The organism is Streptomyces sp. NPDC058864 (genome assembly GCF_042742985.1).
Taxonomy (GTDB): domain Bacteria; phylum Actinomycetota; class Actinomycetes; order Streptomycetales; family Streptomycetaceae; genus Actinacidiphila.
On sequence record NZ_JBHYMQ010000003.1, the window covers coordinates 72343 to 86464 of the forward strand.

General features: G+C 75.3%; 14 protein-coding genes. 9 read left to right on the forward strand and 5 right to left on the reverse strand.

Features of this window, described 5'->3' with window-relative positions:
• Window positions 1-24: 24 nt before the first annotated feature.
• From ACFW3D_RS03540 to ACFW3D_RS03550, 3 genes are all read left to right on the forward strand, one after another.
• On the forward strand, window positions 25-945 hold the full coding sequence (locus tag ACFW3D_RS03540; protein ID WP_500500846.1) for a pseudouridine-5'-phosphate glycosidase: 921 nt from the start codon (window positions 25-27) through the stop codon (window positions 943-945).
• 40 nt (window positions 946-985) lie between these two features.
• Window positions 986-1762, forward strand: a complete 777-nt coding sequence (locus ACFW3D_RS03545; RefSeq protein WP_500500848.1) for an acyltransferase — start codon at window positions 986-988, stop codon at window positions 1760-1762.
• A gap of 79 nt (window positions 1763-1841) precedes the next feature.
• On the forward strand, window positions 1842-2915 hold the full coding sequence (locus ACFW3D_RS03550; RefSeq protein ID WP_500500850.1) for an NAD(P)/FAD-dependent oxidoreductase: 1074 nt from the start codon (window positions 1842-1844) through the stop codon (window positions 2913-2915).
• A gap of 17 nt (window positions 2916-2932) precedes the next feature.
• On the opposite strand, the gene ACFW3D_RS03555 is transcribed toward ACFW3D_RS03550, so the two are convergent.
• Entirely contained in the window at window positions 2933-3433 is a 501-nt protein-coding gene (locus ACFW3D_RS03555) for a helix-turn-helix domain-containing protein (RefSeq protein ID WP_378357829.1), read from the reverse strand.
• A gap of 463 nt (window positions 3434-3896) precedes the next feature.
• Between ACFW3D_RS03555 and ACFW3D_RS03560 the strand changes: the two genes are divergently transcribed.
• The gene (locus ACFW3D_RS03560; RefSeq protein WP_500500852.1) at window positions 3897-4454 is read left to right on the forward strand and encodes a YbaK/EbsC family protein; all 558 of its coding nucleotides are present in this window, start codon (window positions 3897-3899) and stop codon (window positions 4452-4454) included.
• On the forward strand, window positions 4451-5275 hold the full coding sequence (locus tag ACFW3D_RS03565; protein ID WP_500500854.1) for a GNAT family N-acetyltransferase: 825 nt from the start codon (window positions 4451-4453) through the stop codon (window positions 5273-5275). The genes ACFW3D_RS03560 and ACFW3D_RS03565 overlap by 4 nt, the downstream gene beginning before the upstream one ends.
• Here the strand turns inward: ACFW3D_RS03565 and ACFW3D_RS03570 are convergent.
• Both ACFW3D_RS03570 and ACFW3D_RS03575 read right to left on the reverse strand, forming a co-directional pair.
• On the reverse strand, window positions 5250-5792 hold the full coding sequence (locus ACFW3D_RS03570) for a GNAT family N-acetyltransferase (protein WP_500500856.1): 543 nt from the start codon (window positions 5790-5792) through the stop codon (window positions 5250-5252). The genes ACFW3D_RS03565 and ACFW3D_RS03570 overlap by 26 nt on opposite strands.
• A 65-nt stretch (window positions 5793-5857) precedes the next feature.
• Window positions 5858-6265 carry a CoA-binding protein gene (locus ACFW3D_RS03575; RefSeq protein ID WP_500500857.1) on the reverse strand — a complete coding sequence of 136 codons (408 nt, stop codon included), beginning with the start codon at window positions 6263-6265 and terminating at the stop codon, window positions 5858-5860.
• 166 nt (window positions 6266-6431) lie between these two features.
• Here ACFW3D_RS03575 and ACFW3D_RS03580 point away from each other — a divergent pair, with 166 nt between their 5' ends.
• Both ACFW3D_RS03580 and ACFW3D_RS03585 read left to right on the forward strand, forming a co-directional pair.
• On the forward strand, window positions 6432-6986 hold the full coding sequence (locus tag ACFW3D_RS03580) for a hypothetical protein (RefSeq protein ID WP_500500859.1): 555 nt from the start codon (window positions 6432-6434) through the stop codon (window positions 6984-6986).
• A gap of 101 nt (window positions 6987-7087) precedes the next feature.
• On the forward strand, window positions 7088-7717 hold the full coding sequence (locus ACFW3D_RS03585) for a YigZ family protein (RefSeq protein WP_500500861.1): 630 nt from the start codon (window positions 7088-7090) through the stop codon (window positions 7715-7717).
• Between the two features lie 15 nt (window positions 7718-7732).
• Here ACFW3D_RS03585 and ACFW3D_RS03590 read toward each other — a convergent pair whose 3' ends face one another.
• On the reverse strand, window positions 7733-9340 hold the full coding sequence (locus ACFW3D_RS03590) for a serine/threonine-protein kinase (RefSeq protein ID WP_500500863.1): 1608 nt from the start codon (window positions 9338-9340) through the stop codon (window positions 7733-7735).
• Between the two features lie 192 nt (window positions 9341-9532).
• Between ACFW3D_RS03590 and ACFW3D_RS03595 the strand changes: the two genes are divergently transcribed.
• Together ACFW3D_RS03595 and ACFW3D_RS03600 are read left to right on the forward strand one after the other, a co-directional pair.
• Entirely contained in the window at window positions 9533-10693 is a 1161-nt protein-coding gene (locus ACFW3D_RS03595) for an exonuclease SbcCD subunit D (protein WP_500500865.1), read from the forward strand.
• Complete coding sequence (locus ACFW3D_RS03600) at window positions 10693-13695, forward strand: AAA family ATPase (protein ID WP_500500867.1); 3003 nt, start codon at window positions 10693-10695, stop codon at window positions 13693-13695. Before ACFW3D_RS03595 ends, ACFW3D_RS03600 begins: the two co-directional genes overlap by 1 nt.
• On the opposite strand, the gene ACFW3D_RS03605 is transcribed toward ACFW3D_RS03600, so the two are convergent.
• Window positions 13660-14109: an Lrp/AsnC family transcriptional regulator gene (locus ACFW3D_RS03605; RefSeq protein ID WP_500500869.1), complete on the reverse strand. Its 450-nt coding sequence runs from the start codon at window positions 14107-14109 to the stop codon at window positions 13660-13662. The genes ACFW3D_RS03600 and ACFW3D_RS03605 overlap by 36 nt on opposite strands.
• Window positions 14110-14122 lie beyond the last annotated feature (13 nt).

A 14122-nucleotide genomic window follows, 5' to 3' on the forward strand; every position in this document is an offset into this window, starting at 1 on the left:
CGCGTGGCGGGTAGCGCGTACTGCGTGCTGAAGTTCTCCGACGAAGTGATCATCGCGCTGGAAACGGGCGCCCCGGTCGTCGCCCTGGAGTCGACGATCATCTCCCACGGCCTGCCGCGCCCCCGCAACCACGAGGTGGCGCTGGAGCTGGAGGCCGCCGTGCGCGAGGCCGGCGCCGTCCCCGCGACGATCGCGGTGCTGGACGGCGTGCCGTGCATCGGGCTCGACGGGAAGGGCCTGGAGCGCATCGCGGGCGACGAGGGGATGCGCAAGCTCGGCCACCGCGACCTGCCCGTCGCGGTCGCCACCGGCGCCAGCGGCGCGACCACCGTCTCCGCCACGGCCTTCCTCGCCGCCCGCGCCGGGCTGCGGGTCTTCGCCACCGGCGGACTGGGCGGAGTGCACCGCGGCTGGACCGAGGAGCAGGACGAATCCGCCGACCTGAGGCTGCTTGCCGGCACCCGGATCACCGTCGTGTGCGCAGGGGTGAAGTCGATCCTCGACGTGCCCGCCACCCTGCAGCGCCTGGAGACCCTCGGCGTCACCGTCGTGGGCTACGGGACGGCCGAGTTCCCCGGCTTCTACCTGCGCGGCTCCGGGCACCCCGTCGACTGGACGGTCCGCACGCCCGACGAGGCCGCCTGCGTCATGGCCGCCCAGGACGACCTCGGCGGCCCGCCGTCCGCGGTGATCCTCGCCAACCCCGTTCCGGAGCACGAGCAACTCGACCCGGCCCTGCACGACCGCGTGCTGGCGGAGGCACTGTCCGCCGCCGAACGCGAGGGCGTCAGCGGGCAGGCCGTCACACCGTTCCTCCTCGGGCACCTCGTCGAGCACACCGGCGGCGCCAGTCTGGAGGCGAACCTCGCCGCCGTGCGCGGCAACGTCCGCCTCGCCGCACAGGTCGCCGTCGCGTGGCAGGAACGCGGCGCACATCACATCTGATCCCCCGGCCGCGCCCCCGCGCCCTCGATACGGTGAGCGGGTGCCGAAGAACGAGAACCTGTTCTCCTCCGTGGCGGCCTGGCGCCGCCGCGCCGTCTCGCGCCTGGTGCACCGCGGCTGGCGGTGGGTCCAGAACGCGGGTGCCGTCTCCGCCGACCGCCCCGGGCCGCTGCGCTTCGGCCGGATCGGCGCGGGCACCCGGCTGGCGTTCCCGCAGGGGACGATCTTCGGCGAGGAGTGGATCCACCTCGGCGAGTGCTGCATCATCGGCGAACAGGTCACCCTGACGGCCGGGATGATGCCCGGCCTCGACCTCGGCCCCGATCCCGTCGTCCGGCTGGGCAACGGCGTCGTCCTCGGCCGCGGCAGCCACGTCATCGCCTCCCGGCCGGTCGTGTTCGGCGACGACGTCTACTGCGGGCCGTACGTGTACGTCACGAGCGACAACCACTCCTACGACGACCCGCACGAGCCCATCGGCCGCCAGTGGCCGCGCTCGGCGCCCGTCGAGATCGGGTCGGGGAGCTGGCTCGGCGCGGGCGCGGTGATCCTGCCGGGGGCGCGGATCGGGCGGAACGTCGTCGTCGCGGCGGGGGCCATCGTGCGGGGCGAGGTCCCCGACCACTCGGTGGTGGCGGGCGCGCCGGCCCGGGTCGTCCGCCGCTGGACGTCCGAGCGCGGCTGGGAGCCGCCGCTGCGGACGCCCGCGCCGCGGCCGGTCCCCGCCGGCGCGACCCACCAGCAGCTGGCCGCGCTCGCGGGGCTGGAGCCGGAACTCCTCGCGGGCCTGGAGGAGAAGCTCACCTCGGAGACCTGACCGGCCGGCCGCCCGGCGCTTCTTGCCGAATCGGCATGGAACTTTGCCCCCTGCCGGCGGCCGGGGCGATCGTGCCGCCATGGACGAGAACACGAACGACAACAGCGGCAACGGCATCGAGGCACCGGGCGGCGCGTGGGACGTGGTGGTCGTCGGGGGAGGTGCCGCCGGGCTCTCCGGCGCGCTGACCCTGGCCCGGGTGCGCCGGCCGGTGCTGGTGATCGACGCGGGCGAGCCCCGCAACGCCCCCGCCGCCGCGGCACACGGACTGCTGGGGCGCGACGGCATCGCCCCGCTGGAACTCCTGCGCAAGGGGCGGGAGGAGGTCGCCTCCTACGGCGGCCGCGTCGTCGGCGGCCGCGTCACGGAGATCCGCCGCGAGGGCGGCCGCTTCGTGGTCGAGTGCGCCGACGGGCGGAGCACGGTGGCCCGGCGGGTACTGGTGACCTCCGGCCTGGTCGACGAACTGCCCGACGTGCCGGGCCTGGAGCAGCGGTGGGGCAGGGACGTGGTGCACTGCGTGTTCTGCCACGGCTGGGAGGCCCGGGACACCGCGGTCGGCGTACTCGGCAGTTTCCACCAGGCTCTGCTGTTCCGGCAGTTGTCCGAGGACGTGACGTTGTTCGTGGGCCCCGGCGCCGATCTGACGACCGATCAGTGGGAACAGCTCGCCGGGCTGCGCGTCGCCGTGGTCGAGGGCGCCGTGAACGGCCTCGAGACCGACGACGCCGACCGGCTGTCGGGCGTGCGCCTCGCGTCCGGGCACGTGATTCCCGTCCGCGTGCTCGCGGTCGCCCCGCGCTTCACGGCCCGGGCGTCCTTCCTCGGCGGTCTCGGACTTGCCGTGCGGGAGCATCCGGCGGGTTTCGGGGAGCAGCTCGCTGTGGACGCCTCCGGCTTCACCGGCGTCGAAGGCGTGTGGGCCGCGGGAAACGTCAGCGACCTGATGGCGGGAGTCCCGGCCGCCGCTGCCGCCGGGACGACCGCGGCCGCGGCCATCGTCATGGACCTGCTCACGGACGATGCCCGCGCGGCCGCCCGGGACCGCCGGGCCGGTGACGCCGGGATCTTCGGCGGGCGGATGGAGGCCGAGGTCACGCGGCGCGTGCTCGGTACGCGGGCGCACGGTGTGGACCCGCTGCGGGGGAGGTGACCCTGGTCGCGCCGGTCTCAGGCGGTGCGGGCCCGCAGGTGGGCCCGCTCGCCCTGCCGCCCGAACAGGACGAGCAGTTCGACGGGGTGCTCGCCGTCGGGGCCGAGCCAGTGCGGGACGTGGGTGTCGAACTCCGCGGCCTCTCCCGGCTTCAGGACCACGCGCCGGTCGCCGAGGAGCAGCAGCAGCCGGCCGGCGAGGACGTAGACCCACTCGAAGCCCTCGTGGGTCTTCAACTCGGGCTCCGTGCCCGGATGCGGCGGGATCAGCAGCTTGTGCGCCTGGATTCCGCCCGGTCTGCTCAGCGGCACGTACGTCAGGCCGTCCCGGGTCACCGGCCGCAGGTGGATGCGGGGATCGCCGGTGCGGGGTGCGCCGACGAGCTCGTCGAGCGGCACCGCGTGAACCTCCGCCAGGGTCAGCAGCAGCTCAAGGGTCGGCTTGCGCCCGCCGCCCTCGAGACGGGACAGGGTGCTCTCGTTGATCCCCGTCCGCTCGGCCAGCTCGGCCAGCGTCATCCCGCGCCGCCGCCGCAACTCGCGCAGCCGGGGCCCGACCGCGTCCAGCACCTCTTTCCTCGTGGCTGCCACAGCCCCAGGTTGCCGAAACGGCACGGCGGAATGCAACCCGGGCAACGGGCCGCCGGCGAGGGCGGTCGGGCCCGGCGAGGGAGCGTGGTGACCGCCGGCGTGCTCGCGCAGTTCGTGCGGCCCCGCCGGCGGAGGCATTCGCCGAGCGGACGGACCGGCGCATCGAGACGTCCTTCGGCCCCGCCATGAGCGCCGTGCGGCGCAGCGCACAAGGCCGTTCACGGCCGCCGCCGCGGTGCCCGCACGGCAACGCGCCCCGAGCCCACCGCGAGCCCCCCGACCGCGGCAGCGCACCGCCGCCGGGAGGGGACGACGCCGGCCATCTCCGCCCCCGCACTCGCCCTGCGAGACGCCACGCCGCCGACTCCCGGGATTTGTTAGCGTGCCCGACATGCGCGCACCCATCGGCACCTTCACCGACGTACACCCCGCCGTGGAACGGCTCGACCTGCTGCCGGCCCCCGTCGGCGCCGCACTGACCGCGTGGAGCGGACAGGTGCCGGTGGAGGAGTTGCTGCTGGTCGACACCGATCCGGAGAAGGCCGACACCGCGGTCTTCGCCGAGACGTACGGGGTGGGCCTGGAGCAGTCCGCGAACTGCGTGGTCGTCGCGGGCAAGCGCGGCGGGGAGGTGACGCTCGCCGCCTGCGTGGTCCTCGCCACCACGCGGGCCGACGTGAACGGCCTCGTACGGCGTCACCTCGGCGTCCGCAAGGCCTCCTTCGCGCCGATGGACACCGCCGTGGGCGAGAGCGGAATGGAGTACGGCGGCATCACCCCGATCGGGCTGCCGGCCGCATGGCCGCTGCTGGTGGACGCGTCGGTCGCGGACACCCCGTACGTGATCATCGGCAGCGGCCGGCGGCGCGGCAAGCTGCTCGTGCCGGGCAAGGCGCTGGCGGCGCTGCCCGGTGCGGAACTGCTGGAAGGGCTGGGACTTCCCGCGTGAGCGAACTGCTGGACCGCCTCGAGCGCTACTACGACGCCGTGCCCCGCGCGGGCGCCCGCGCCGAGGAGCACGGCCCGCTCACCCTCTTCGTGCGCGAGGGCGTCGGCTGGCCCTTCTACGCCCGCCCGGCGCTGGACGCGGACGGCGGCCCCGTCGGCCGGGCCGACGTGGACCGGGTCCGGGCCCGCCAGCGCGAGCTGCGCCTGCCCGAGTGCTTCGAGTGGATCGCGGAGACCAGCCCGGGACTGCGGGAGGCGGCGCTGGCGTCCGGCCTCGCCGTGCACGAGCACCCGCTGATGGTGCTCGATCCGCTCGTCCCGCCCCCGCTGCTGCCGGAGCTTCCGGCGGACGTCACCGTACGGCTGCTCGGGCCCGGTGACCCGGCGCTGCCCAGCGCGCTCACCGTCCCGCACCTGGCCTTCGCCCAGCCGGGGACGGGCATCGGCACCGCCGGGCGGGCGGAACTCGCCGCGGCGCTCCCGCTGCACGCCGCCCCGGGTCTCGTGGCGACCGCGGAGGCCCGTGTGCGGGCCGGGCTCACCGTCCACGCCGCGGCCGTCGAGGGCGGCACCGCGCTGTGCGCGGGCCAGTACAACCCCGTGGGGGAGGTCTGCGAGATCGTCGGTGTCGGCACCCTGCCCAGCGCCCGCCGCCGCGGTCTGGCCCTCGCGGTCACCGGCGCGCTCGTCGCCGACGCCCGTGAACGCGGGCTGACCACGGTGTTCCTCTCGGCCGGGGACGAGGACGTCGCCAGGATCTACGCCCGGCTCGGCTTCCACCGGGTCGGCACGGCCCTCATCGCGGAGCCCCCCGCCCACTGACGGGTCCGCCGGCCGGTCCGCCGGCCGGCCGCCGCGACAGGTCCAGGGACAACGGGATCGAGTGCTCGGAGAAACCCAGGCTGCGGTACAGCGGCTCGGCCTCCGCGGTCGCGTGCAGGTCGACACGGGTCACGCCCTGCTCGGCGAACCAGGCGAGCAGGGCCTCCGTCGTCGCCCGCGCGTACCCCAGGCCGCGGTAGCGGGTGTCGGTGCAGACGTTGAAGACGAAGCCGAACCGGCCCGCCGGGTGCCCTGGCGCGGGCAGCCGCTCCTCGACCCGGCCCACCGCGCACGCCGCCAGGTGCGGCCGGTCCGCGGCCGCCGGGTCGCCGTCCACCACGAACGCCCCCAGCCACCGCGCACCGCCCCCGGCGAGCTGCTCGCGCGCCCGCTCCTCGGCGGCGGTCTCCCAGGGACCGGGCTCGTCGCGCCCGCTCATGGCGAGGAACATCAGCCGCCGCAGCCGTACCAGCTCGGCGGCGTCATCGGGTCGGGCGGGGCGCACGGGACCGGGCATGCGCGCACGCTACAGCAGCGGTTCCGTCCGCACGCCGCCGATTTCCCGCCCGGCGGCCGGGACGCCTACCCGAGCCGGGGGATCTCGATCGCGGGGCAGCGGTCCATGACCATCAGCAGCCCCGCGTCCCGGGTGCGCGCGTACGCGGCCTCGTCGATCACGCCGAGCTGGTACCAGACCGCCTTCGCGCCGATCCCGACGGCCTCGTCGGCGACCGCGCCGGCCAGGTCGGAGTTGACGAAGACGTCCACCACGTCGACCGGGAACGGGATGTCGGCGAGCGAGGCGTAGCCCTGCTCCCCGTGCACGGTCTCGGCCTTCGGGTGCACCGGCACCACGCGCTTGCCGTACCGCTGCAGCACCGCGGCGACGCCGTACGCCGCCCGCGAGGCGTTGTTGGACAGCCCCACCACGGCCCAGGTGTCCCCCAGGCCGGTCAGGATCTCCCGAACCGCCGCGTCGTCTCCGTGCACGTCGTCCTCCCTCATTCCCGTCCGCAGCAGTCAACCAGACGACGCATCCGGCTGTTCCCGTGGACGCCTCACGTCCTTCGGTCTTCGAGGCGGGAGGGCGAGCGCGCTGCTCGAGCGCGCGGAAATCCGGTGCGCGTATCCGGTGACGCGATGCGACACTCCGTCCATGACCAGGCCGGAGCTGTCCGAACTCGACCATCTGCGGGAGGTCGAAAGGCTCGCCAGGGCCGTCACGACCGCAGCCGCCCGTGAACCCTGGTACCTCCGGGACACCGAGGACGACACTCCCCTCCAACGCGGTGTCAACGCATTGGGGCGGGCGCTGCGGCACCACCACTTCCCGCTGGACGGATGCCTGGAGGACGAGGCCGAGCGCCCGCACGTCCTCCTCGCGGCCGTGGCCGTCCTCCGCCCCGATGCCATGCCGTTCGGCACCGATGAGACCTACCCGCAGGCCTGTACCCGCCTGGGGGTGGATGCACGGCCCGAAGGGTGGGCGCTGTGGGAGACCTGGGCCGACGGCAAGGCGAAGGTCACCATGGTCGTGTCCGCCGTGGACACCACCGAGGGCCTGCTCGCCAACTGGGCCAAGGGCACGAACCTGCTCCCCGTGATGCCCCTGCCCTCCCAGATCGCCCAGGTCCACGCCGGTTGGACCGGTCGGGGGTCGATCTTCTCCCCGTACGGCAAGCGGAAGCTCGGCCTGGACGGACAGCCGTGATCGCCGTGCGCCGGCCGATCCCGGCCAAAGCAAAGGCGACCGCTCCCGGGGTGGCGAAAGGCCTTCCGGCCCCGCTGCCGGCCAGGGCTTAGGGTGGCGGGGTGGTGGAGCGGTATCTGACGGTCGGACGCGAGCACGTCCACGAGAGCGAGATCAAGCGCTCGCGGTTCCTGTGCGCGCTGGCGCCGGTGTCCAGCGAGGAGGCGGCGCAGGAGTTCATCGCCCGCGTCCGCAAGGAGCACGCCGGGGCGACGCACAACTGCTACGCCTATGTGATCGGTGCCGAGGGCCGGATCCACAAGGCGAGCGACGACGGGGAGCCGGGCGGCACCGCGGGCACCCCCATGCTGCAGGTGCTGCTGCGCCGCGAGGTCCGTGACGTCGTCGCCGTCGTCACCCGCTACTACGGCGGCATCCAGCTCGGCGCGGGCGGCCTGGTCCGCGCCTACGGGGGCGCGGTCTCGGCGGCGCTCGACGAGCTCGGCACGGTGGAGCGGCAGAAGCTCGCGCTGGTCACCGTCGTCGCCGACCACCAGCGGGCCGGGCGCATCGAGAACGACCTGCGCGCCGCCGGCCGCGCCGTGCGCGGCGTGGCGTACGGGGCGGCGGAGGTACGCATCGAACTCGGCGTGCCGGAGGAGGAACTGGCCGCCTTCCGGACCTGGCTCGGCGACGCGTCCGCGGGGAGCGCGGGCCTCGAGGTGTCGGGCAGCGCCTTCGTGGACGTGTAGCGGGCCCGGCCGGGGTCAGCTGCCGGGATTCACGTAGGTGATCTTGCCCTGGAGGGTGGCCTCGATGAAGCAGGTGCGGTACTCGTCGGTCCGGTAGTAGTACATGGACGGCTTCTTGCTGCTGATGTCGGGCTTCACGATCGCGTAGGCGGCCGTCGGTTGCCTGACCTTGCACTCCTTGTCCGCACGGCTCATCAGGGCCGGGAGCACGTCCCAGTCGACGGCCTTGAGGTCGATGAGCGGGTCGTCGGCGTCGATGGTGCCCTTCATGATCCCGTCCCTGAGCCCGCCGTCGTCGTAGGAGTAGCTGTCGTAGACGGTCTTGTCCGCCCTCTTGGGCGCCTTGAAGCTCGCGAAGTCGTCGTAGAGGGTCAGCTCGACCACCTTGGTGCCGCCCGAGACCGACTTCACGACGTCCGTCATCGAGCGGCCCCCGGCCGGCGAGAGCAGGTTCTTCGGCGCCGCCGTGCTGGGGGCGCCGGAGGAGTGCGTGCCCTTCGGCGATCCCTTGCCGCCCTTCGCCGCATTGCCGGCGTTCCCGTCGTCGTGGAGCCCCGGCACGAGCGTGTACAGCAGGACGCCCGCGACGCCCACCGCCACGACCGCGGAGGCCGCCGCGGCGACACGGCCGCCACGGCGGGGGGCGGGCGGCGGGGTGAGGCGGGTCGGCGGCTGCGGCGGGTAGTACGGGTGCGGCGCCATCGGCCGGTACGACGCCGGGGCGGGCCCGAAACCGGGGGGCGCCGCGTCCACGGGCGCCGCGGACGGGGGCGCGGGCGGCGCACCGCTCTCGGCGTCGGCGAGCATCCGGTCCAGCCGGTCGGCGTCCGGCCGCGCGGCGGCGTCCCGTACGAGCAGGGCGGTCAGCACCGGGGTGAGCGGACCCGACCGCGCCGGCGGCGGCAGGGGCTCGTCGAGGACGGCGACGAGCGTGGCGATGCTGGTCTCCCGGCGCAGCGGGTGGACGCCCTCCACGGCGACGTACAGCAGCATGCCGAGCGACCACAGGTCGGAGGCGGGGTTGCCCTCCTCGCCGCGGATGCGCTCGGGGGCGATGTACTCGGGCGAGCCGATGAGGCCGCCGGTGGTCGTCAGCCGCGTCGAGTCGCGGAGCGTGGCGATGCCGAAGTCGGTGAGCACCGGCGTCATACCGGGCCGCAGCAGTACGTTCGCCGGTTTCACGTCGCGGTGGTGGACGCCGACCGCGTGCGCGGCGCGCAGTCCCGCCAGGATGCCGCGGCCGATGGCGGCCGCCTCCGGCGGGGTGAGCGGGCCGCGGGCCAGCCGGTCCTGCAGCGAGCCGCCGGTCACCAGCTCCATCACGAGCCAGGGGTGCGCGAGGTCCGTTCTGTCCACGATGTGGTGGATCGTCGCGACGTTGGGGTGGTGCACCCGGGCCAGCGCGCGGGCCTCGCGCAGCACCCGCTCCCGCAGTTTCGCCGCCGCCTCGGGGTCGGCGTCGGCCAAGTCCGGGTCGGGCGGCCGCACTTCCTTCAGCGCGACCTCGCGGTGCAGGGCGGTGTCCCGGGCCCGCCACACCAGGCCCATGCCGCCGCCGCCCAGCCGTTCCAGCAGCTCGAAGCGGCCGTCGATCAGTCGTCTGCCGGAGGCACTCGCCGTCATGGCGGTTATCGTACGGGCGGGCGGGGACACGGCTTGACCGACCTTGCCCGAGTTCGGACTCCGACGACGCGCTGTCAGTGGTGGCGGATAGCCTGCTCTCGGAGCGCATGGGACCGGTGGGAAGACCGGGGCCCCTGCGGAGCATGCGGAACGTGAGCCGGAGGAACGGAACATGCGGGCGGGAGAGCCACGGTGAGGTTGCTGCACACCTCCGACTGGCATCTGGGGCGGTCGTTCCACCGGGTCGGACTGCTCGACGCCCAGGCGGCGTTCATCGACCACCTGGTCGCGACGGTGCGGGCGGAGCGCGTCGACGCCGTCCTCGTCGCCGGTGACGTCTACGACCGGGCGCTGCCCTCGCTGCCCGCCGTCGAGCTCTTCGACGACGCGCTGCACCGGCTCGCCGCCCTGGGCGTGCCCACGGTGATGATCTCCGGGAACCACGACTCCGCCCGCCGGCTGGGCGTGGCCTCCGGCCTCATCGAACGCGCCGGGATCCACCTGCGGACCGACCCGGCCGGGTGCGCGACGCCCGTCGTGCTCGCCGACGAGCACGGGCCGGTCGCCCTGTACGGTCTGCCCTACCTCGAACCCGCCCTGGTGCGCGAGGAGTTCACCCTCGACCGGGCCGGGCACACCGAGGTGCTGAGCGCCGCGATGGCACGGGTCCGCGCCGATCTGGCCGTGCGCCCCGCGGGCACCCGCTCGGTCGTGCTGGCGCACGCCTTCGTCGCGGGCGGCGCGCCCAGCGACAGCGAGCGGGACATCACGGTCGGCGGTGTGGCGGCCGTGCCCGCGGGCGTCTTCGACGGCGTGGACTACGTGGCCCTCGGCCACCTGCACGGCTGCCAGACGATCTCCGACCGCGTGCGCTACTCCGGCTCCCCCCTCGCGTACTCCTTCTCCGAGGCCGACCACCGCAAGAGCATGTGGCTCGTCGACCTCGGTGCGGACGGCTCCGTGGCCGCCGAGCGGGTCGACTGCCCCGTGCCGCGGCGGCTCGCGAGGATCCGCGGCCACCTCGACGATCTGCTGGAGGACCCGGCGCACGCACGGCACGAGGACTCCTGGGTCGAGGCCACCCTCACCGACCCGCACCGCCCGCACGAGCCCATGGCCCGCCTGCGCAAGCGGTTCCCGCACGCCCTCGCCCTGGCCTTCGAGCCCGAACGCCTGGACGCCGACCCCCACGCCTCGTACGCGCAGCGCCTGCGCGGCCGCACCGACCGGCAGATCGCCGAGGACTTCGTGACCCATGTGCGCGGCAGGGGCCCGGACACCGCGGAGCGGGGTGTCCTGCGGGACGCGTTCGACGCGGTCCGTACTGATGCCGCACGGGCGGAGAGCGACTGATGCGCCTGCACCGTCTGACCCTGACCGCGTTCGGGCCGTTCGCCGGCAGTCACACCGTGGACTTCGACGAGCTGTCCGCCGCCGGGCTGTTCCTGCTGCACGGCGCGACCGGCGCCGGCAAGACCTCCGTCCTCGACGGGGTGTGCTTCGCCCTGTACGGCGGCGTCCCCGGCAGCCGGCAGGGCAACCGGCTGCGCAGCGACCACGCCGAGCAGGACACGCTCACCGAGGTCGTGCTCGACCTGACCGTGGGCGGCCGGCGGCTGGAGGTCACCCGGCGGCCGGAGCAGGTCCGCCCCAAGAAGCGCGGCAGCGGCTACACGACGGAGAAGGCAGTCACCCTGCTGCGCGAGCACACCGCGGGGGAGTGGCGGGCGCTCAGCAAGTCCCACCAGGAGGCGGGCGAGGAGCTGAAGCAGCTCATCGGCATGAGCCGGGAGCAGTTCTGCCAGGTCGTGCTGCTGCCCCAGGGCGAGTTCGCGACGTTCCTGCGGGCCACCGCCACCGAGCGGGCCGCCCTGCTCGGCAGGCTCTTCGACACCCGCCGCTTCAAGGCCGTCGAGGAGTGGCTGCGGGCCGAGCGGCGGGCCGCCGAGCAGCGGGTCGCCGCCGGGGACGGGGAACTGCTGCGGCTGGCCGAGCGCATGGGCCAGGCCGCCGCAGACGACCCCGAGGCCCTCGCCGGGCCGTTGCCGGAGGGCGCCGCCGCCGGCGACCCGGAGCTGGCCGCGCACATCCTGCGCTGGGCGGCCGTCCTGGCCGCCACCGCCCGGGAACGCGTCGACATCGCCGACCTGGCGGTCACCGCCGCGGAGGGCGCGCACGAGCAGGCCCAGCGCGAGGCCGAGGCGGTCCGAGAACTCGCCGTACGGCAGGGCCGGCACGCCGCGGCCGAGCGCCGCGCGCATGCCATGGCCGACGGGCGCGAGGCCCGCGCCCGCGAACAGGAACTGCTGCAGAGCGCGGAGCGCGCCGCGACGGTGGTGCCCGCCCTGGAGCTGCGCGAACGCGCCGCCCACCGGCAGGTACGCGCGGCCGCCGACGAGCGCACCGCCCGCGCCGGACTGCCCGCCGAGCAGCACGAGGCGGGCGCGGAACAGCTCACGGAGTACGAGAACCGGCTCCGCGAGGAGCTGGGCGGCCTCTCCGACGCCGGCCGGGACGAGCAGCGTGCCGCCGAACTGGCCCACGACCGCGGGCGCGTGGAGCGCGAGGCCGCCGAGGACGAGCGGCTGATCGCCGACACGACCGCCTGGCTCGACGGCTGGGAGGCCGAACGCCTCGGCCTGGAACGGGCGGTGGACGCCGCGCAGTCCGCCGCCACCCGCGCCGCGGAGCTGTCCGGAGCCCTCGACCGGGCCCGCCGCCGCCTCGACGCCGCCCGTGAACGCGACGGCCACGCCACCGCGCTGCTCGCCGCGCAGGACCGGCTGCGCGCGGCGCGCGACACGGCCGCCGACGCCCGCGACCACTGGCAGGACGTGCGCGAGGCGCGCATCAACGGCATCGCCGCCGAACTCGCCGCGCAGCTCAGCCCCGGCGAGGGCTGTCTGGTCTGCGGCGCCACCGAGCACCCGCACCCGGCCCGCCCCACCGCCCGCCAGGTGGGCCGCGCCGACGAGGAGGCCGCGCAGGAGGCCCAGCAGCGGGCCGCCGCCGCCCGCGACGCCGCGCAGGAGCAGGTCCTGCGCCTCACCGCGGCACACGACGCGTCCCTCGCCACCGCGGGGCCCGGGCCGGAGCCCGAACTCGCCGCGGCGCACGCCGCGCTGGAGGAGGAGTACCGGACCGCCGTGCGCGCCGCCGCGGAAGCGCCGCAGGCGCGCCAGGCGCTCGACCGGGCCCTCGCCGAGCACGCCCGCCGCACCGCCGACCGCCACGAGGCCCGGAACCGGCTCGCCTCCCTCACCACCCGCCGCGAACTCCTCGACCAGGAGCACACGGAGCTCGCCGCCCGGCTGGCGCGGGCCCGCGGCCCGTACGCCACCGTCGCCGAGCGCCGCGCCCGGCTCGCGGCGGACGCCCGGGCCGCGGCGACCGCGGCCGATGCCGCCCGCGCCGGGCAGGAGTCCGCCCGCGCGCTGAAGGAGGCCGACTCCGACCTGGCCGACGCCGCCTACAAGGCCGGTTTCCCCACGCCCGAGGCGGCGGCCGCCGCCGTGCTGCCGGAGACGGAACTGCGGCGGCTGCGGCAGCGGGCGGAGGAATGGCGCCGCGAGGAGGCCGCCGTCACCGCCGAACTCACCGCCCTGGAACTGGCCGAGGCCGCCGCGCTGCCCCCGGCGGACCCCGACGCGGCCCGGCGGGACGTCGAGACCGCCACCGTACGGCTGCGCGGTGCCGCCGCCCGCCAGGCCGCCGCGCACACCACCCGCGACGCCCTCGGCCGGTTGCGGGCCGAGGCGCTGCGCGGCACCAGGGCGCTCGCCCCGGCCCGCGAGGAGCATGCGCGGCTGCGGCGCCTCGCCGACCTGGCCACCGGCGCCGGGGAGAACACGCTGCGCATGGAGCTGGAGACCTACGTCCTCGCCGCCCGGCTGGAACAGGTCGCGGCCGCGGCCAGCGCCCGGCTGCACCGCATGTCCTCCGGGCGCTACACCCTCGTCCACACCGACGCCCGCGCCTCACGCAACGTCAAGTCGGGCCTGGGGCTGATGGTCGTGGACTCCTGGACGGGCACGGAGCGCGACACCGCCACGCTCTCCGGCGGCGAGACCTTCTTCGCCTCCCTCGCCCTCGCCCTCGGTCTCGCGGACGTCGTCACGGACGAGGCGGGCGGCGCCCGGCTCGACACGCTCTTCGTCGACGAGGGCTTCGGCAGCCTGGACGAGCAGACCCTCGACGAGGTGCTGGACGTCCTCGACGGGCTGCGCGAACGGGACCGCGCCGTCGGCATCGTCAGCCACGTCGCCGAGCTCCGGCAGCGCGTCCCCGCCCAGTTGCAGGTCGTCAAGGGCCAGCGGGGGTCAGCCCTCCGCCACCGCACGGCGGGGGAGGGGTGAGGAGTAGACGACGCTCGTCGTCACCGAACCCAGGCCCGAGACCCGCCCGGTGATCTCCTCCAGGTGACGCATCGACCGGGCGGTGACCTTCATGACGAAGCAGTCGTCGCCCGTCACATGGTGGGCCTCCAGGATCTCCGGGGTCGACTCCAGCAGATCGTGGAACGGCTTGTAGTTGCCGTGCGGGTAGCGCAGCCGGACGAACGCCAGGATCGGGCGGCCGGTCCGCTCCAGGTCCACGACGGCCGTGTACGCCGTGATCACACCCGCCTCCTCCAGGCGGCGGACCCGCTCCGTCACGGCGCTCGGGGACATCGACACGGCACGCGCCAGCTCGGCGTAGCTGGCCCGGCCGTCGCGCTGCAGGGCGTCCAGGATGCGCCAGTCGGTGGCGTCGAGGGAATCCACGGTCATGCCCCCTGGCTAC